Below are 17,990 nucleotides of genomic sequence, written 5' to 3'. Positions count from 1 at the left end.
GCCGGCGCGCGGGCGACCTTCTCCCCCTCGTGGGTGAAGCAGGGTGCGCCGGGGCGCTCAGATCACTTGGTGATCTTGGTGACGCGACCGGCACCGACGGTGCGGCCACCCTCGCGGATGGCGAACCGCAGGCCCTCGTCCATCGCGATGGGCTGGATGAGCTCGACCGACATCTCGGTGTTGTCACCCGGCATGACCATCTCGGTGCCCTCGGGCAGCGTGACGACGCCCGTGACGTCCGTGGTGCGGAAGTAGAACTGCGGGCGGTAGTTGTTGAAGAACGGCGTGTGACGGCCGCCCTCCTCCTTGGAGAGGATGTAGACGTTCGCCTCGAAGTTCGTGTGCGGGGTGGTCGTACCCGGCTTGATCACAACCATGCCGCGCTCGATGTCCTCGCGCTTGGTACCGCGCAGGAGCAGACCGACGTTCTCGCCGGCCTGGCCCTCGTCGAGGAGCTTGCGGAACATCTCGACGCCGGTGACGGTCGACTTCTGGGCCGTCTCGCGGATGCCGATGATCTCGACCTCCTCGTTGACCTTGATGATGCCGCGCTCGATGCGACCGGTGATGACCGTGCCGCGACCGGTGATGGTGAAGACGTCCTCGACGGGCATGAGGAACGGCTTGTCCGTCTCACGCTCGGGCTGGGGGATGTACTCGTCCACCGCGGTCATGAGCTCGGCGATCGACTCGCCCCACTTGGCGTCGCCGTTGAGGGCCGGGAAGGCCGCCACGCGAACGACCGGGATGTCGTCGCCCGGGAACTCGTACTCGCTGAGGAGCTCGCGCACCTCCATCTCGACGAGCTCGATGAGCTCCTCGTCGTCGACCATGTCGCACTTGTTGAGCGCGACCACGATCGAGGGGACACCGACCTGGCGGGCCAGGAGCACGTGCTCCTTGGTCTGCGGCATCGGGCCGTCGGTGGCGGCGACCACGAGGATCGCGCCGTCCATCTGAGCCGCGCCGGTGATCATGTTCTTGATGTAGTCGGCGTGACCGGGGCAGTCGACGTGGGCGTAGTGACGCGCCTCGGTCTGGTACTCGATGTGCGCGATCGAGATGGTGATACCGCGCTGGCGCTCCTCGGGAGCCTTGTCGATCGAGTCGAACGGCGACGCCTCGTTGAGGTCCGGGTACTTGTCGTGCAGGACCTTCGAGATCGCTGCAGTCAGCGTCGTCTTGCCGTGGTCGATGTGACCGATCGTGCCGATGTTCACGTGCGGCTTGGTCCGCTCGAACTTCGCCTTAGCCACTGTGGGCTCCTCCTGGTGTGGTTGTTACCTGACTCGTACTTGCAAAGGGTGGTGCGGCCGAGGGTCCGGCGGAACGCGAGTGTCTTACTCGCCCCGGACCTTCTTGATGATCTCGTCGGCGATGTTCGTGGGAACCTCGGCGTACGAGTCGAACTCCATCGAGTACGAAGCCTGGCCGGAGGTCTTGGACCTCAGGTCGCCAACGTACCCGAACATCTCGGACAGCGGCACGAGGGCACTGACGACGAGGTCGCCGTGACGCTCCTCCTGCGCGCGAACCTGACCCCGGCGGGAGTTGATGTCGCCGATGACGGTGCCGAGGAAGTTCTCCGGCGTCGTCACCTCCACGGCGAACATCGGCTCGAGCAGGACAGGCTTGGCCTTGCGGGCGGCCTCCTTGAAGGCCTGGTTTCCGGCGATCTTGAAGGCCAGCTCGGAGGAGTCGACGTCGTGGTACGCGCCGTCCTCGAGGCTGAACTTCACATCGACCATCGGGTAGCCGGCGAGGACACCGAACTCCATGGCGTCCTGGCCACCCTGGTCGACCGAGGGGATGTACTCCCTCGGCACACGACCGCCGGTGACGTTGTTCGCGAACTCGTAGCCGGCACCCGTGCCGGTCTCCGGGTTGATGTTCGGCTCGAGCGAGATCACGACCTTCGCGAACTGACCCGAACCACCGGTCTGCTTCTTGTGGGTGTAGCTGTGGTTGGCCACCGAGCCGCGGATGGTCTCGCGGTAGGCCACCTGCGGCTTGCCCACGGTCGCCTCGACCTTGAACTCGCGCTTCATGCGGTCGACCAGGATCTCCAGGTGGAGCTCGCCCATGCCGGCGATGATGGTCTGACCGGTCTCCTCGTCGGTCTTGACGACGAAGGTCGGGTCCTCCTCGGCCAGACGCTGGATCGCGACGCCGAGCTTCTCCTGGTCGCTCTTGGTCTTCGGCTCGATGGCGACCTCGATCACCGGGGCCGGGAAGGTCATCGACTCGAGCACCACCGGGCTGGAGGAGTCAGAGAGGGTGTGACCCGTCCGGGTGTCCTTGAGGCCCATGACGGCCACGATCTGGCCGGCGCCGACCGAGGCGATCTCCTCACGCTTGTTGGCGTGCATCTGGTAGACCTTGCCGATTCGCTCCTTGCGTCCGTTGCTGGAGTTCAGCACGGTGGCGCCAGCCTCGAGCTTGCCCGAGTAGACACGCACGAAGGTGAGGCGACCCAGGTGAGGGTCGGCGGCGATCTTGAACGCGAGCGCGGACAGCGGCTCGTCGGCCGACGGCTTGCGGACGACCTGGTTCTCCTCGGTCTCCTCCGCGTTCGGCTTGTGACCCACGATCGCGTCGACGTCGAGCGGCGAGGGCAGGTAGTCGACGATCGCGTCGAGCAGGGGCTGGACGCCCTTGTTCTTGAACGCGGTGCCGGTGAGGATCGGGTTGACCTTGTCGGCCAGCGTGGCACGACGGATGGCGGCCTTCAGGGTCGGGACGTCGAAGTTGTCGCCGTCCTCGAGGTAGACCTCCATGATGTCGTCGTCGGCCTCGGCGAGGGTCTCCACGAGCAACTCGCGGTACTCGGTCGCCTTGTCGGCGAGATCGGCGGGGATCTCCTCGACGACGTAGTCCTCACCCTGCTGGGTCTCACCGCGCCAGACCTTGGCGTTCATCTCGACCAGGTCGACGACACCGATGAAGTCGCCCTCGGCGCCGATCGGGATCTGCAGGATCAGCGGCGTCGAGTTCAGCTTCTGCACGATCGAGTCGACGACGCGGTAGAAGTCGGCACCGGTGCGGTCGAGCTTGTTGACGAAGCACATCCGCGGGACGGAGTACTTGTTCGCCTGACGCCACACCGTCTGCGACTGCGGCTCGACACCGGCAACACCGTCGAACACCGCGACAGCACCGTCGAGAACGCGCAGCGAGCGCTCCACCTCGACGGTGAAGTCGACGTGGCCGGGGGTGTCGATGATGTTGATCTGGTGGTCCTTCCACCAGCAGGTCGTCGCGGCCGACGTGATCGTGATGCCGCGCTCCTGCTCCTGCTCCATCCAGTCCATCGTGGCAGCGCCGTCGTGGACCTCACCGATCTTGTAGGAGATACCGGTGTAGAAGAGGATGCGCTCAGTAGTGGTGGTCTTGCCGGCGTCGATGTGCGCCATGATGCCGATATTGCGAACGACGTTGAGGTCCGTCGTGATGTTGACAGCCACGGTGGTCTGCGTTCCTTACGGTTGGGAATCGGCGGTGAGGACGGCGCCCGCCCGGGTAGGGCAGGCGCCGTCTGAGATCACCAGCGGTAGTGGGCGAATGCCTTGTTGGAGTCAGCCATCTTGTGGGTGTCCTCGCGCTTCTTCACCGCGGCACCGAGGCCGTTGGAGGCATCGAGGATCTCGTTCATCAGACGCTCGGACATCGTCTTCTCGCGACGGTCCTGGGCGTAGCCCACGAGCCAGCGCAGGGCCAGCGTGGTGCCACGGTTGCCCTTGACCTCGATCGGGACCTGGTAGGTCGCGCCACCGACCCGGCGGGACTTGACCTCCAGCGCCGGCTTGATGTTCTCCATCGCACGCTTGAGCGTGACGACGGGGTCGGTGCCGTTCTTCTCACGGCAGCCCTCGAGGGCGGTGTAGACGATGCGCTGGGCAACCTGCTTCTTGCCGTCCTGCAGCACCTTGCTCACGAGCTGGGTGACCAGCTGCGACCCGTAGACCGGGTCGACGTCGATCGGCCGCTTCGGGGCCGGACCCTTGCGCGGCATATCAGCTCTTCTCCTTCTTGGCGCCGTAGCGGCTGCGAGCCTGCTTGCGGTTCTTGACACCCTGGGTGTCGAGCGAGCCGCGGATGATCTTGTAGCGGACGCCGGGAAGGTCCTTCACACGGCCGCCGCGGACGAGCACGATCGAGTGCTCCTGAAGGTTGTGACCCACGCCCGGGATGTAAGCGGTGACCTCGACGCCGCTGGAGAGGCGCACGCGGGCGACCTTGCGCAGAGCGGAGTTCGGCTTCTTCGGGGTGGTGGTGTAGACGCGCGTGCAGACGCCGCGTCGCTGGGGCGAACCCTTCAGGGCAGGCGTCTTGTTCTTCGACACCTTGTCCTGTCGGCCCTTGCGGACCAGTTGCTGAATGGTGGGCACCGGGTGGTTCCCTTTCGGTCTACTCTCAGAACTCGGCGACTTGCCGAGCACGGGTGTTGCGGTCTGGCTCTCGTGCCGCGCACGCCAGATCCGACCGAGTCGATTCAGGGCGCGCCTCAGTGCCCGGCGCAAGCCAGACACGGTGAACGAGGCTACCGGCCGCTTCGGAGCGGGGCAAAACGGGACGACCGGGATCTCCCGAAGGCGCCGGCGTCGAGCTCACGAGGCCTGTGCCACGACGTCCTCGGCCGGCTCGATACGGCTCCTCATCGGCCTGGTCTGCCCCCAGAGCCACCGCATCCCGCCGCTGGAGCGGGCGAACACGACGACCGCGAGCACAGCGCCCAGGATCGTCATCGCTCCCCCGACCGCGAGGGTCCAGCGCGGGCCCCAGTGCTCACCGATGGCCCCGATGATCGGAGATCCCACCGGGGTGCCGCCCATCACGATCGTCATGTAGAGCGCCATCACGCGTCCCCGGAACTCCGGGGCTGCGCTGACCTGCAGGATCGAGTTCGCCGAGGTCAGCAGGGTGAGCGTGCAGAACCCGATCACCGGACAGAACAGCATGAACGCGGTGTAGCTGGGCAGCGTCGCCGCGACGATCTCGGCGACGCCGAAGCCCACCGCGGCCAGCACCAGCATGCGGTGCCTGATCCGGGTGCGTCGTGCCGCGAGCAGGGCGCCGGTCAGCGACCCGACGGCCAACGCCGATCCCAGGACGCCGAACTCACCGGCTCCTTTGGCGAAGACGTCGGTGGCCATCAGTGCCGACGTGATCTGGAAGTTCATCCCGAACGTACCGGCGAAGAACACCACGATCAGGATCAAGACCATCCGGGGCTGACCGGCCACGTAGCGAACGCCCTCGCGCAGCGCCCCGCGCCGTCGCTGCGTCGGCCGGGCCGGGTGCAGCAGATCCTGATCCATCCGGCGGAGCTGGGCTATGACTGCGAGGTAGGAGACGGCGTTCAGTCCGATCACCCACCCGGTGGCGCTCGCGCCACCGCCGAACGCACCGATCAGGAGACCTGCGAGCGCGGGCCCGAGGATCCGCGCGAGGTTGAAGCCCGCGGAGTTGAGCCCGACGGCGTTGGTGACGTCGTCGGCGTCCACGAGCTCGGAGACGAAGGACTGACGCGCGGGTCCGTCGAAGGCGGCTCCGACACCGAAGACGAACGCCAGCACGTAGACGTGCCAGATCTGGGCGAGGTCGAGGATCGCGAGCAACCCCAGCGCTCCCGCCGTGATCCCCATCGACGCCTGGGTCACCTGGAGCAGCCGCCGTTTGGGCAGCCGGTCGGCGACGACCCCGGCGTAGGGCGAGAGCAGCAGGATCGGCAGGAACTGGAGCCCGGTCGTGATGCCCAGCGCCACGCCGCTGCCACCGAGAGAGAGGACGAGCCAGTCTTGGGCGACCCGCTGCATCCAGGTTCCGGTGTTCGACACCAGCGACCCGGCTGCGTAGCGCCGGTAGTTCGGGTTGGCGAGGGATCGGAACGTGGGACTCATCTGACCTGCACAACGCCGCGGGCCGCCCCGAGCAATCCCGCGGGGGGGGNNNCCGCGGCCCGCCGGGACATTCCCGGCGGGCCGCGGTGACGGCTTTGGCGGAGGCGGGTCGGTACCTGCTCCGCCGGTGATCAGGTGAGCAGTTCGGTGATGGGGTCGATCCCGAAGTAGACGACGAAGAGCGCGGCAACGATCCACATCAGGGGCTTGACCTCGGCGGTCTTGCCGACCACCACCTTGATCAGGACGAAGGAGAGGAACCCGGCTCCGATGCCGACGGTGATCGAGTAGGTGAAGGGCATGAGCACGATCGTGAGGAACGCCGGGATGGCGATCTCCAGATCGGTCCAGTCGATGCCGGTGACCTGCTGCATCATCAAGAAGCCCACCAGCACCAGAGCCGGGACGGCGGCCTCGGACGGGATCATCTCCACGAGCGGCGAGGCGAAGATCGTGAGGAGGAACAGCACCCCGGTGACGACCGAGGCGAGTCCGGTGCGCGCACCCTCGCCCACGCCGGAGGCGGACTCGATGTAGCTGGTGTTGGACGAGACGCCGCCCATGCCGCCCGCGGCGGCCGCGATCGAGTCGACGACCAGGATCTTCTGCGTGTTCGGCGGCATCCCCTCGTCGTCGAGCAGCGAGGCCTCGGCGCCGATGGCCGTCATCGTGCCCATGGTGTCGAAGAAGTCGGCCAGCATCAGGGTGAAGACGAAGAGCAGCGCGACGACGACGCCGGCCTCCTTGAACCCTCCGAGGAGGTTGAACTCACCGAGCGTGCCGAACTCGGGCCAGGTCCAGGTGTCGGGGAACCGGGGCACGGTCAGTCCCCAACCGTTCGGGTCGGCATAGGACGCACCCAGGTCGCCGATGGCCTCGATCACGATGGCGACCGCGGTGGTGATGACGATCGAGATCAGGATCGCGCCCTTCACCTGGCGCACCCACAGGGCGATCGTGAGCACCAGGCCGAGCGCGAACACCACGACGGGCCAACCGCCGAGCACACCGGTGCGCCCCAGCTGCACCGGCGGGCTGGCCGCCCCCGAGCCGGTGGCGAATCCCGCGTCGACGAAGCCGATGAGGGCGATGAAGAGGCCGATGCCGACCGAGATGGCGATCTTCAGCTGCGCCGGGACGGCGCGGAACACCGCTGTGCGGAATCCGGTGAGCACGAGGATCAGGATGAGCACACCCTCGATGACGACCAGGCCCATCGCGTCGGCCCACGTCATCTCGGTGGCGATCGAGAACGCCAGGAAGGCGTTGAGCCCCAGCCCCGTGGCCAGGGCGAGCGGGAAGTTGGCGACGACTCCCATCAGGATCGTCAGGACCCCGGCGACGAGCGCCGTTCCGGCCGCGACCGCCGTCAGGTTCGGATCGCTGCCGTCGGAGCCGAGGAACCTGCCGTCGGCGTCGGGCTGGGTGCCGATGATGAGGGGGTTCAACACGACGATGTAGGCCATCGTGAAGAAGGTGACCACACCTCCCCGGACCTCACGGCCGATCGAGGAGCCCCGCTCGCTGATCTTGAAATAGGTGTCGAGAGCACTCACGGGCGTCACTGTGGCAGAACGGGATGCTCTCGTGGGTTGCCATCAGATTTCGGCGAGTGCGCGGTCCAGACCGATTCGAACCGACGGCGTCGGTGCGTAGGGTGGCCTCGTGGACCTGCGTGACGATCAGCCGACTCAGCACGACTTCGGACGTCGGTCCTACCTGGTCGCCCACGTCGAACCGCTCGACGTCGACGGCGTGCGGACGGTCGAGGTCGGGACCGCGGGTTTCTTCCTCGCCTTCCTGGCCCTGTTGCCGTTCTACAGCCGCCTCGAGCGGGAGGGCACGACGTGGTGGCTGTGGATGTGTCTGGCCGGCGTGGGGCTCGGCCTCTTCGGGTTGGAGTACTGCAGACGGCGCCGACGTTTCCGCGCAGAGCGCGACGCCGACGCCGTCTGATCGCACAGCAGGTCTACCCGCAGGTGCGGGAGCTGCAGGTCACGCCGTGCGCGAGTCCTGCACGGTCTGCGAGCCGTCGGGGTGCGTGGTGACGCTGCGCGAGCGGTTGCTGCTCGCCATCGAGATCGCCGAGAGCGCGATCGTGCCCGCGCCCACCGCCGCGAGGATCCACCCGACCATCACCAGATCGACCCCGTTGATCGAGTCCTGCACAGCCAGAGCCAGGATCAGGCCCACGGCGAGAAGGAACGCTCCGAATCCGTAACCCATCGAACCTCTCCATCCTTCGAGGGCTCCCGTTGAAGCCCTGTATCTCCAGGGATCCTCACCCCGGAGGACCGGTCCCAATCCACCCTGACGGGTGGGGCGTGCCGGGAGCAGCGGATGGGCCGGACTGGTGGCTCAGACGGTGTCGTAGGTCTCGCTGAGCGAGTCGAAGACGTGGTCCGGCAGCGGCTGCGGACCCTGGCGCTTGCCCAGGCGAACCTCGGAGTGTGCGCCGCACCCGTGGGAGAACGCCACGACGCGACCGTCGTCGTTGGCATCGCCGTTCGCACAGACGCCGAACGTCTCCGACAGCGAACCGGCGATCCGCAGCATGAACCCGCAGCTGTGACAGGACTCCGGCGCCGCCTGGGCCAACGGCGAACCGGGGCCCTGGTCGCCGTCGAACCAACGCTGGGCGGCGGCGTCGCGGCCCTCGATCGAGAGGGTGCGGACCCGCCCGAGGCCGAGATCCTTGGCGACCGTGCGGATCTGGGCCTTCTCGTCGGCATCGAGGACGTCGTCCCCGAATGAGTAGGTCGGCACCAGGCGCGGGTCGTCGTCGGCGACAGGCAGCAGGTCTCCCGGCGAGAGGTCGCCGGGGCGGATCCGCTCGCGGTAGGGCACCCAATCGGGCGCGACGATCGACTCGGAGCCGGGCAGCAGCACGACCTCGTCGACGGTGACCACCTGCTGGCGATAGGCGCGCGTGACCGTGACGGCCCATCGCCATCCGACGTAACCCGCCTGGCGGCAGGCGAAGTAGTGAGTGACCAGTCGCTCGGAGTCCGCCTCCGCCTCGACGCCGAGGTGCTCGCCGACCTGGTCGGCTCCGACCTCGTCGACCAGCGCGGTGCGCGCCACCTCGACGGCGCGCGCGCTGACCGTGTCGGGCTGGGAACGCTGGAGGGTGGTCACGCCCGGCATCATCGCCGATCGACCGAGCGGAGGCCAACACTGGGCTCGCGCGAGGCCCCCGCCGCGCCCGCACCGGGGGAGGTCGTGCGTACGGGCATTGGGCAGGATGGTGCCCATGACCTCGCTGCCACCGGACCCGCCGGTCCCCGGCCGCGATTCCGGAGCCACCCCGGACGGCGCCCCTGGCGGCGCAGGCGGCCAGCGGAGCCGCGCCGTCGGCCAGGGTCTGACGACGAGCGCCAAGGCGACCGGCAAGGGTCTACGCGCGACGGCGCGCGTCACCGGCCGCGGCGCCAAGTTCGCCGTCCGACAGGCTCAACGGGCTGCCAACGCTCAAGGGGCCGAGCAGTCCGGCCTGAATCGCCTGATCTACCTGCACGCGGTCAACGCGGCCGGCGACGCGGCCGTGGCGATCTCCCTCGCCACCACGGTCTTCTTCGCCGGCGCCACGAGTGAGGCGCGGGGCCAGGTGGCGCTGTTCCTGGGCCTGACGATGCTGCCGTTCGCGATCGTGGCGCCGCTGATCGGTCCGTTCCTGGACCGCTTCAGCCACGGTCGCCGATGGGCCATCGGCGCGACGTTCGCACTGCGCGGCTTCCTCTGCTGGGTGCTGGCGGGCGCCGTCGCCGCCGACTCCGCGTTGCTGTACCCGGCCGCACTCGGCGTGCTGGTGTCCTCCAAGGCGTATGGCGTGACCCGGGCAGCTGCCGTGCCGCGTCTGCTGCCCCAGGACTTCACCCTGGTCAAGGCCAACGGGCGGGTCTCGCTCGCCGGCGTGGTCGGGGGCGCGCTCTCCGCGCCGATCGCCGGCCTCGCGGCCTACGTGGGCTCGGAGTGGTCGCTGCGCTACGCCTTCGTGGTCTTCGTGGCCGGCACCGTCGCGGCGATCCTGCTCCCCGCGAAGGTCGACTCCAGCGAGGGTGAGCAGCAGCTCCACCTGCGCGCCGAGGACGGCGCTCGGCAGGGCGGGCGACGCGGGACGCTCATCCCGCCGCAGGTGGCCTTCGCCCTGCGCGCCAACCTCGGGCCCCGGTGGCTGTCGGGGTTCTTGACGATGTACATGGCCTTCCTGCTGCGCGACCATCCGGTCGACGGCTGGGAGGGCAAGGAGGCGCTGCTGATCGGGATCGTGATCGGCGGCGCCGGCGCGGGCAACACCATCGGCATCCTGCTCGCCTCGGTACTCAAGAAGATCAACCCCGCGGTCACCGTGATGTTCGCGCTCCTGGCCGATGCCGCGATGGTGCTGGTCGGTGCCATGTTCTACGGCGTACTCGCGTTGGCCGGTCTCGGCCTCGCCGCCGGCCTGGCCCAGTCGCTGGCCAAGGTGTCGTTGGACTCCACGATCCAGTCCGGGGTCCCCGCCCACGTGCAGGCCAGCGCCTTCGCGCGCAGCGACACCACGCTGCAGCTGGCCTGGGTGATCGGCGGCTTCGTCGGCATCGCGATGCCGCAGCAGCCCAACCTCGGTCTCGGCGTCGCGTTCGCGGTGCTGGCCGCCTGGACCCTGTTCGTGCTCTCCTCGCGCCCCGGACGTCGTCCGGCGCGGTAGGCGGGCACCCTGCCCGAGGGGCTCAGGACTCCAGCTCGTCGGCGAGCGCGCGCAGCACCTTCGCCGCCGCACGACCGCCGGCGCGTTCGGGGTGGCGACCGTGCCGGTAGGCCTCACCGACGGCGTCCAGCATGGTGATGGCGTCCTCGACGATCGTGGCCATCTCCTCGGGCTTCTTGCGCCGGGCGTTGGCCTGGTTGCGCGCCACGGACGAGGGCTCCGAGAGCACGCGGACCTGGAGCGCCTGCTCGCCGCGGCGCCCCTGGGCGATCCCGAACTCCACGCGCGTGCCCGGCTTGAGCGTCTCGGTGCCGGCCGGCAGCGCATCGGCGTGCACGTATACGTCCGGCCCGCTCTCCTGGGAGAGGAAGCCGAAGCCCTTCTCGGTGTCGAACCACTTCACCTTGCCACTGGGCACGGCGATCCCCTTCTACTCACGTCACGAAGCCCACGCCGTCGAGTGCGTGGGCCAGGCCGAACCCTAGTCCAGCCATCCGGCGAGCCACGACGGGAAATCCCCGAGCCCCTCCAGGACCACGTGCGTACCGGCGGCCAGCAGCTCCTCGCGCGTGCAACCCCCCGTCAGCACCGACACGCTCAGCGCGTCGGCGGCGAGCGCTCCTTCCACGTCGTGCACGTGGTCGCCGACGTAGATCTGAGCACCTTCGCGACGCAGGACGTCCGCCTTGCCGACGCCCCACACCCAGCCTTCGAGGTGGTCGACGTCCAACGCGAGGTGATCCAGGTGCAGCTGGGCGTTGGGCGCATACTTGCCGGTGACGACCAGCACCCGACCGCCGCGGTCGCGCACGGCGTCCACCGCCTCGGCGGCCCCCGGCAGGAGCGGGACGGAGCGGACCGCGTGCTCGGGGTAGAGCGAGCGGAAACGGTCGCCGGCGGCAGCGATCTCCGAGGCGGGCAGATACGGCTGCAGCATCAGGTCGAGCGGCGGCCCGAGCGCCGCCGTCATCAACTCGACGGGGAACTCGACACCGAGCTCGACACCGAGCGCGCGAAGGACACTCTGGAAACCGGGCACAGTGTCGATCAGGGTCATGTCGAGGTCGAAACCCACGACCAGTGGGGCGGGCGGGGCGGACACCTCGCCACGGTAGCGCCCGCTGCCGATCCCGAGGTTCGCTGCGCGTTCGCTCCGCCCGTGAGGAAGAATGGGGCGCGGGTCGCGGCATGCCCGACCCACGTCCTTCCCCGCACACGAACGGCCCGCACCATGTCCATGACCCCCACGACGATCCGACAGCGCCTCGGCGCGCGTCGCCGTCGCGGCGCGAGGACGGCCGTCGCCGCGACCGCGGCTGTGGCATGCCTGGGCGGGCTGGGCCTCGTCTCCGGAGCGGGATCCGCCGCGGCGGGGGCTGGGCCGGGCGACGGGCACCGCGACCGGCTCTACGTCGTCGTGCTGCACGGCCCCGGCACCGCCGGTCATCGCGAGGGTGACGCGGCGACCGCGCCCTTGGCTGCGTTCGCCATGGCGCTGGAGCAGTCACGCCTGCTGGCCGAGGTCGGCTCTCCCGACCCCGTCTACCGCTGGACGAGCGCGCTCAACGGCTTCGCTGCACGACTGAGCAGTTCCCAGGCCGCTACCTTGCGCGCCGACTCGGCCGTGGCTCTCGTCGAGCCGAATCGGATCCGTCCGCTGGCTGCTGCCCCCGCTGCGGCGATCGGCGCGCTCGGCGCAGCGCCGCGCCAGGGCGGTGCCGGACGTGTCATCGCGGTGATCGACACCGGGATCTCTCCGGAGAACCCGCTCTTCGCCGGCGCAGCGACCGCGCCACAGCGCCGCTTTGCCGGAATCTGCCAGACCGGCGAGCGGTGGTCCCGTGACGACTGCAACGGCAAGGTCGTGGGCGCGCGGTACTTCGTCTCCGGCTTCGGCGCCGACGCACTCCGCTCGGCCGCTCTGCTCTCACCTCGTGACACCGACGGCCACGGCACGCAGATGGCCTCGCTGGCCGCCGGCAACGCCCGCGTCCCCGTGCGGGTCGCCGGCGAACGGCTCGGACGCTTCAGCGGCCAGGCACCGGATGCGGCCCTCGCCGTGTACAAGGCGTGCTGGAGCGCACCCGACCCGGCCGACGACGGCTGCGCCAATGCCGATCTCGTCGCCGCGATCGACCAGGCCACTCGGGACGGTGTGGACGTCGTGAGCCTCTCGGTAGGCGGACCGGGCGAGATCGACGCCGTCGAGCTCGCACTGCTCGGTGCCACCGAGGGTGGGAGCGTGGTCGTCGCGGCCGCCGGAAGCCGCGGGCCCGACGGCGCCACCGCGCACCCCGCCCCCTGGGTGACCACGGTCGGAGCAACGTCCGAGCAGCCGCGCCGGGGGCGCGTCGTCCTCGGTGACGGGCCACGCCTCGTGGGCGCGATGCTGTCGCGCGCGGGCCTGCCGCAGCGCCGCCTCGTGGATGCCGCCGAGCTCGTCGCGCCGGGCGCCCGCATCGGCGACGCGCGCGCCTGCGTGCCGGGCAGCCTCGACGCTCGCGCCGCCGACGACGTCATCGTGGTGTGCCGTCGTGGTGTGGTGCCGCGAGTGGAGAAGTCCCGCGCGGTCGCGCTCGCCGACGGCGTGGGGATGGTCCTGGTCAACGAACGCGGCTCGGCGGTCGCCGCCGACGTGCACCGCGTCCCGACCGTGCATCTGGGCGCCGGGGAAGGACGCCTTCTCCTGCACTGGATGCGCCGGAACGACGACGCACGTGCTGCCCTGCGCTCGATCGCGCCGCGTTCCTCGCCGGCTCGGGTCGCCCGCTGGTCTGCCGGTGGCGATCTGAGCTCGGGCTTCCTCAAGCCCGACGTCGTCGCGCCCGGTGCCGGCGTGCTGGCCGCCGTGCCAGCGGGCCGCGAGAGCGCGTGGGACTTCGTCACCGGATCCTCCGCGGCGACGGCACACACCGCGGGCGTCGCCGCCGCGCTTCTCGGCTCCGGCCTGAGCCCCGAGGCGACCCGGTCGGCCCTGGTCACCGCCGCCCGGCCGGTCCCCGGTCCCGCGTTGCGCTCCGGCGCCGGCCGGGTAGCCCCCGCCCGACGTCTGCCGGGGCTGACGCTGGAGGTCCCGGTCGAGAGCTACCGCGCCTGGTGGGACGGCGGGCGCGGTGTGCTCAACACGACGGCCGTGGTGCTGACCGACGGCGTGCTCGATGCGCGCCGTCAGGTCACGGCGATCGGCCGCGGACAGCAGACCTACAGCGCCACCGTGGTGGGCACCCGCCACGCCGTCACCGTCTCTCCGACGACACTCACGCTGCGGCGCGGCGAGCGTGCCGCGGTGACGATCTCCGCGCTCGCACCCGCCGGAGGCCGGGTCGACACCGGCTGGATCGAATGGCGGGGCAGCGACGGCAGTCTCACCCGGGTCCCGATCGTGCTGGCGCGGTGAACCGGTCAGCGACACTCCGCCCCGCAACGGGTTGGGCACAGGTTCCCATCCTCGCTGGCGTAGGGTCCCCCCGTGCCTGAAGACGACGTGGAGCCGACGTCCGCCCCGTCGCCCGACAGCGGCAGCCAGGAGTCATCTCCCGAGCCGGCGACGAGTCGACACGCTGGTCGGCGTGCCGAGCGCACCTCGCGCAAGACGCCGCTGTGGCTGGAGACGATCGTGCTCCTCGCGGTCGCGCTGGGCATGGCGCTGGTGATCAAGACCTTCTTCGTCCAGGCCTTCTACATCCCCTCGGGATCGATGGAGCCGGGCCTGGTGGTCAACGACCGGATCCTGGTGCAGAAGGTCTCCTACTGGTTCGACGACGTGCCCGACCGCGGCGACGTCGTCGTCTTCGAGGACCCCGGTGACTGGCTCTTCGGCCCTGAGCCGGGTCCGCAGACCTTCCTGGCCAAGGCGCTGGCCAGGGTCGGCCTCTACCCGACCGGCGGGCACCTGGTGAAGCGCGTCATCGGCCTGCCGGGCGACACCATCGAGTGCTGCGACGAGCAGGGTCGCCTGATGATCAACGGCGTCCCGATCGACGAGGACGACTTCATCGCGCCGCAGCCGGACTGCGACGGCCCGATGGTCAACGGGTGCGACCGGGACTGGGACGTCACCGTCCCGCCGGACCGTCTCTTCGTGATGGGCGACAACCGCGCCGCGTCGGCGGACTCCTCCGACCGGCTCTGCCCCCCGCGTTCCAAGTCGTGCGACGAGGACCGGGCCTTCGTGCCGCTGGACCTCGTGGTCGGCAAGGTGTTCGCGCTGGTGTGGCCGCTGGGGCACGCCGGCTTCATCGGGACGCCGGGCGCCTTCGACGACGTCCCGGACCCGAAGGACTGAGCGGCGCGACTCCCCGGGCCCATCTCGACAAGCTCGATGACCACGTTCCAGCGGTCCAGCCTGTTGCGATGGTCTACCCCTGCGCGAGTTCGATCAGGCGCGCGATCGCGGCCGGCGCCTCGGCGGTCACCATCGGTCCGATGCCCTCGGCGCCCGGGCCTGAGATCACGGTGCTGACCGTGATGACGCTGCCGTCCGGCGTCGCCTCGACGACGTGGTCGATGGCGATCACCAGCTCGCCCATCGTGAGCCGATCCAGGTAGCGGCGACCAGGCTCGACGACGTCGAGCGCGAGCGGAACCTCGATCGGGCCGGCCAGCGTCATCGTGCCGGTCGTGCCCGCCTCGAACGGACCATCGAGCCGGGCGTCGGCCACGGAGGGGTCCCAGTCCGGCCACGTCGCGACGTCGTTCCAGATCTGCCAGACGCGATCAGGTGAGGCGGTCGTCGTGGCGGTCTCGGTGTGCTCGAAGGTCATGCGTCGGACTGTGGCACATCGGCGGCGCGATCCACGCGGGTGACGCGCATGCTGCGGTCGCCGAACCGGACGACGTCGCCGTCGATCAGGGTCGTCGGACGGCCCGCGGTGAGTGACTTGGTGACCTCACCGCGCACGACCACCGAGCCGTTGGTCGACCCCCGGTCCATCACGACGAGCGCGCCGTCGGGCACGACCTGGAACTGCGCGTGGGTCTTGGAGACCGACATGTCCGAGGACGGGAGCGGCACCAGGTGCCGCACCGGCTCGCCGGCACGCGCCTCGGGACGGCGACCGACCAGCGCCAGGCCCTCGACGAGGAACCCCTCGCCGGTGTCGAAGTCGACCCGCCACTGGCCGCGCCGGGTCGCTGGCGCCCCGGCGATCGGCGGCGGCGAGGAGGGCCGCGGACCGAGCGAACCCGCGGGAGGACTTGCGGGCCGACCACCCGGCGGGGACGTCGGACGTGGGCCCCGGCTCGGCGCGGCGTCGGGAGGCACGCTGGGCGGCGCTGCCGGAGCGGCAGCGGCCCGCAGCACACCGGACGCTCCATCAGCTCGGGTCGAACTCGATGCCGCCGGGCCCGTGCTCGCGGATACGGCCGCCCGATCGGCCGGCGCGGGACGCAGACGCATGGCGGTCAGGTTCACGACCTGACGCAGACCGTCGGCGTCGGGGGCCTCCGGCTCGGGGCGAGGTCGGACGTCGACCACGACGGCGTCGGTCATCCGGTCGTGGATGCCGCGCCGCTTGCCGCCGGGATCCATCACGGCCGTCCACGCGAGCGTGGCGAGCCCGAGCCCGAGCGTGGGGAGGGTGAAGATGCCCAGCAAGGCCGTGCGCACGAGCGCCGCCGCGATCCCGATCGGGCGGCCGTCGACCGACCTCACCACCCGTAGCCCGAGCGCCGCCTTGCCGGGCGAGACACCCGCGACGCCGAGCGGCACCGCGAAGGCCAGCGACACCACCGCCACCGCGCCCACGATGACGCCGATGCCCGCACCGACCCGGCCGTCGTCCAGGTAGAAGCGCCAGGAGGCATACCCGGCGCCCGCCATCAGTCCCCATGCCACGGCGCGATCGAGCGCGAACGCGTAGAAGCGGCGATCGAGCTCGGCGGCGAGAGCGGTATCGGGAGTCGGCATCGTCGGTCAGGATCCGTCGGAGATGGCTGGAGTCGGCAGGCTCAAGCGCTGGCGACCTGGATGGTGATGCCGTCGCCGAGATTGATCACCGCTCCGGGGATCAGCTGCACTGCGATGCCGGGCTTGAGCTCCTCGGCGCCGAGCCCGGGCTGGATCACGACCGTGCCGTTGGTCGAGCCCAGGTCGGTGACGACCGCCGAGCCGAGGTCGGCACCGGACCCGGGACGGATCTCCACGTGCGTCGCGGAGATCTCGTGCATCGGGCTCGGCACCACGACCAGCTGCGGGTCGGGATCGGGGATCCTGCTCGCCTCGGGTGCGCGCCCGATCAGCACCACGCCGTCGACGTCGACGGACTCACCGCTGGAGAGCACGAGTCGAGCGACCAGACCGCGCGGCGCGAGCGGTGCCAGCGGCACGGACGGGTCGAGCGCCGAGCCGTCAGCCGGCGTGCCGGGCACGATCGTCTCGGCGCTGGGCCAGTCCGGCGGCGGGGGCGGCGTCGGGACGGCCGGCCGATCTGCCTCGAAAGCCGGCGGCAGCGGCAGGGACGCCATGGGAGGCGGGAGGGGGGCGCCCATGTTGCTGGTGTCGCCCTCCGCATCCAACGGCGACGGCTCGGCAGGGACCGGCTCTCCCAACAGGTCGTCGAGGGCCGACGGCGGCGCGAGCTCGTCACTCTGGTCGAGCTCGTCGACCCACGGGTCTGCCTCGCCGGCACCGACGTCGGCCGGACCTGACCCGGCGACGGGGACGACGGCGAGCGGAGGCGCCTCGGCGAGCTCCGGTGCGGCGTCGACATGGTCCCCCGGCTCGGCTGCGAGGACAGAGTCCGTGGCGACCTCCGGCGGATTCGTCGGCCGAGAAGGCACCGGCGGAAGGTCGAGACGGCCGGCCCGCACCAGACCTGCGACGACCGGCAGGTCCGGAGAGGCGGCGTGATCACCGACGACCACCGAGAGCGTCTGCACGGTCTCCATGGTGTGCTCGACCCAGGTGATCGCCGATCCGCCGTCGAGGTCGACGGGAGGACCCTCGCCCTGCACCCGCGCCGTCACGCCGGTTCCGCGGAGGAGGATCTTGGACGGCGAGCCCGCAGGGTCGATGCCGACGAGCACGAGGCCGGGCAGCGAGCCCAGGCCTCCCTGCAGTACCGCGTCGAGCACGGCGTCGAAGCCCGCGCCGTCGTCGACCATCGACCACAGAGCGGCGACCCGGGCCTTCTCCGTCGATGGCATCAGGACCACTGCGGCCGGACCCACCACGGCGAACCACTCACCGTGACGGTAGGACCACGCCGGTGCGACGTCGGTGAGGATCGGGGTTGCGGACTCGTTCACGGCAACGCTCCCAACTTCTGCTCGAGACTCTCGCGCTGGGCGACCGAGTCGTAGGGCCGGTCGGGAGCCCATCCCACCACATCGATCACGATGGCCGTCGCGTTGTCATGGCCTCCCGCGCGGGGGGCGGGGGGCGCCCACGCAGCAGCGGG

The 17,990-nt window shown here is 70.2% G+C and carries 17 protein-coding genes; 4 read left to right on the top strand and 13 right to left on the bottom strand.

All coding sequences use genetic code 11. The features are described 5' to 3' along the window. Positions 1–62: 62 nt before the first annotated feature. The 6 genes from tuf to KSO97_RS02465 form a co-directional block, all read right to left on the bottom strand. Complete coding sequence (gene tuf / locus KSO97_RS02490) at positions 63–1,256, bottom strand: elongation factor Tu (protein ID WP_232676297.1); 1,194 nt, start codon at positions 1,254–1,256, stop codon at positions 63–65. An 84-nt stretch (positions 1,257–1,340) separates the two neighbouring features. After that, a complete protein-coding gene (fusA, locus tag KSO97_RS02485; protein WP_308188248.1) occupies positions 1,341–3,464 on the bottom strand; it encodes an elongation factor G in 2,124 nt (707 codons plus the stop codon). Positions 3,465–3,541: 77 nt separating this feature from the next. Then, the gene (gene rpsG, locus KSO97_RS02480) at positions 3,542–4,012 is read right to left on the bottom strand and encodes a 30S ribosomal protein S7 (protein ID WP_232676295.1); all 471 of its coding nucleotides are present in this window, start codon (positions 4,010–4,012) and stop codon (positions 3,542–3,544) included. A 1-nt stretch (position 4,013) separates the two neighbouring features. Continuing rightward, a complete protein-coding gene (gene rpsL / locus KSO97_RS02475) occupies positions 4,014–4,388 on the bottom strand; it encodes a 30S ribosomal protein S12 (protein ID WP_056681807.1) in 375 nt (124 codons plus the stop codon). 219 nt (positions 4,389–4,607) lie between these two features. Continuing rightward, positions 4,608–5,900 (bottom strand): MFS transporter, encoded by a 1,293-nt coding sequence (locus tag KSO97_RS02470; protein WP_232676294.1) that lies wholly within the window; start codon positions 5,898–5,900, stop codon positions 4,608–4,610. Positions 5,901–6,031: 131 nt separating this feature from the next. After that, positions 6,032–7,456 (bottom strand): NCS2 family permease, encoded by a 1,425-nt coding sequence (locus KSO97_RS02465; RefSeq protein ID WP_308188247.1) that lies wholly within the window; start codon positions 7,454–7,456, stop codon positions 6,032–6,034. A gap of 109 nt (positions 7,457–7,565) precedes the next feature. Between KSO97_RS02465 and KSO97_RS02460 the strand changes: the two genes are divergently transcribed. Continuing rightward, entirely contained in the window at positions 7,566–7,856 is a 291-nt protein-coding gene (locus tag KSO97_RS02460) for a DUF2530 domain-containing protein (RefSeq protein WP_232676292.1), read from the top strand. A gap of 39 nt (positions 7,857–7,895) precedes the next feature. On the opposite strand, the gene KSO97_RS02455 is transcribed toward KSO97_RS02460, so the two are convergent. Both KSO97_RS02455 and KSO97_RS02450 read right to left on the bottom strand, forming a co-directional pair. After that, positions 7,896–8,126: a DUF6458 family protein gene (locus KSO97_RS02455; RefSeq protein WP_232676291.1), complete on the bottom strand. Its 231-nt coding sequence runs from the start codon at positions 8,124–8,126 to the stop codon at positions 7,896–7,898. 132 nt (positions 8,127–8,258) lie between these two features. Next, a complete protein-coding gene (locus KSO97_RS02450; protein ID WP_232676490.1) occupies positions 8,259–9,047 on the bottom strand; it encodes a DUF3027 domain-containing protein in 789 nt (262 codons plus the stop codon). 106 nt (positions 9,048–9,153) lie between these two features. On the opposite strand from KSO97_RS02450, the gene KSO97_RS02445 reads away from it, so the two are divergent. Next, positions 9,154–10,590 (top strand): MFS transporter, encoded by a 1,437-nt coding sequence (locus KSO97_RS02445; protein ID WP_232676290.1) that lies wholly within the window; start codon positions 9,154–9,156, stop codon positions 10,588–10,590. 22 nt (positions 10,591–10,612) lie between these two features. Here KSO97_RS02445 and KSO97_RS17715 read toward each other — a convergent pair whose 3' ends face one another. Then, a complete protein-coding gene (locus KSO97_RS17715; protein ID WP_308188246.1) occupies positions 10,613–11,008 on the bottom strand; it encodes a cold-shock protein in 396 nt (131 codons plus the stop codon). 63 nt (positions 11,009–11,071) lie between these two features. After that, positions 11,072–11,692, bottom strand: a complete 621-nt coding sequence (locus KSO97_RS02435) for an HAD family hydrolase (RefSeq protein ID WP_232676289.1) — start codon at positions 11,690–11,692, stop codon at positions 11,072–11,074. 129 nt (positions 11,693–11,821) lie between these two features. Between KSO97_RS02435 and KSO97_RS02430 the strand changes: the two genes are divergently transcribed. Together KSO97_RS02430 and lepB are read left to right on the top strand one after the other, a co-directional pair. After that, positions 11,822–13,987: a S8 family serine peptidase gene (locus KSO97_RS02430; protein ID WP_232676288.1), complete on the top strand. Its 2,166-nt coding sequence runs from the start codon at positions 11,822–11,824 to the stop codon at positions 13,985–13,987. A 72-nt stretch (positions 13,988–14,059) separates the two neighbouring features. After that, positions 14,060–14,875, top strand: coding sequence for a signal peptidase I (gene lepB / locus KSO97_RS02425; protein ID WP_232676286.1), 816 nt, complete (start codon positions 14,060–14,062; stop codon positions 14,873–14,875). A 73-nt stretch (positions 14,876–14,948) separates the two neighbouring features. Here lepB and KSO97_RS02420 read toward each other — a convergent pair whose 3' ends face one another. The 3 genes from KSO97_RS02420 to KSO97_RS18135 are packed head-to-tail and all read right to left on the bottom strand — an operon-like array spanning position 14,949 to position 17,838. Next, positions 14,949–15,353 carry an SRPBCC family protein gene (locus KSO97_RS02420; RefSeq protein ID WP_232676285.1) on the bottom strand — a complete coding sequence of 135 codons (405 nt, stop codon included), beginning with the start codon at positions 15,351–15,353 and terminating at the stop codon, positions 14,949–14,951. After that, entirely contained in the window at positions 15,350–16,498 is a 1,149-nt protein-coding gene (locus KSO97_RS02415; RefSeq protein ID WP_232676284.1) for an RDD family protein, read from the bottom strand. Before KSO97_RS02415 ends, KSO97_RS02420 begins: the two co-directional genes overlap by 4 nt. 41 nt (positions 16,499–16,539) lie before the next feature. Next, on the bottom strand, positions 16,540–17,838 hold the full coding sequence (locus tag KSO97_RS18135; RefSeq protein WP_232676283.1) for an FHA domain-containing protein: 1,299 nt from the start codon (positions 17,836–17,838) through the stop codon (positions 16,540–16,542). Between the last annotated feature and the right edge of the window lie 152 nt (positions 17,839–17,990).

It is taken from the genome of Nocardioides sp. R-C-SC26, from assembly GCF_021246465.1.
In the GTDB taxonomy this organism is placed as follows: domain Bacteria; phylum Actinomycetota; class Actinomycetes; order Propionibacteriales; family Nocardioidaceae; genus Nocardioides.
The sequence above is the reverse complement of the archived record's forward strand: the minus strand, read 5'-3'. Positions and strand labels throughout refer to the sequence as shown.

Coding starts and splice junctions, on each gene's coding strand:
- rpsG (WP_232676295.1), bottom strand. CDS start 4,012: ATGCCGCGCAAGGGTCCGGCCCCGAAGCGGCCGATCGACGTCGACCCG.
- KSO97_RS02470 (WP_232676294.1), bottom strand. CDS start 5,900: ATGAGTCCCACGTTCCGATCCCTCGCCAACCCGAACTACCGGCGCTAC.
- KSO97_RS02455 (WP_232676291.1), bottom strand. CDS start 8,126: ATGGGTTACGGATTCGGAGCGTTCCTTCTCGCCGTGGGCCTGATCCTG.
- KSO97_RS02450 (WP_232676490.1), bottom strand. CDS start 9,047: ATGCCGGGCGTGACCACCCTCCAGCGTTCCCAGCCCGACACGGTCAGC.
- KSO97_RS02445 (WP_232676290.1), top strand. CDS start 9,154: ATGACCTCGCTGCCACCGGACCCGCCGGTCCCCGGCCGCGATTCCGGA.
- KSO97_RS02430 (WP_232676288.1), top strand. CDS start 11,822: ATGTCCATGACCCCCACGACGATCCGACAGCGCCTCGGCGCGCGTCGC.
- KSO97_RS02420 (WP_232676285.1), bottom strand. CDS start 15,353: ATGACCTTCGAGCACACCGAGACCGCCACGACGACCGCCTCACCTGAT.
- KSO97_RS02415 (WP_232676284.1), bottom strand. CDS start 16,498: ATGCCGACTCCCGATACCGCTCTCGCCGCCGAGCTCGATCGCCGCTTC.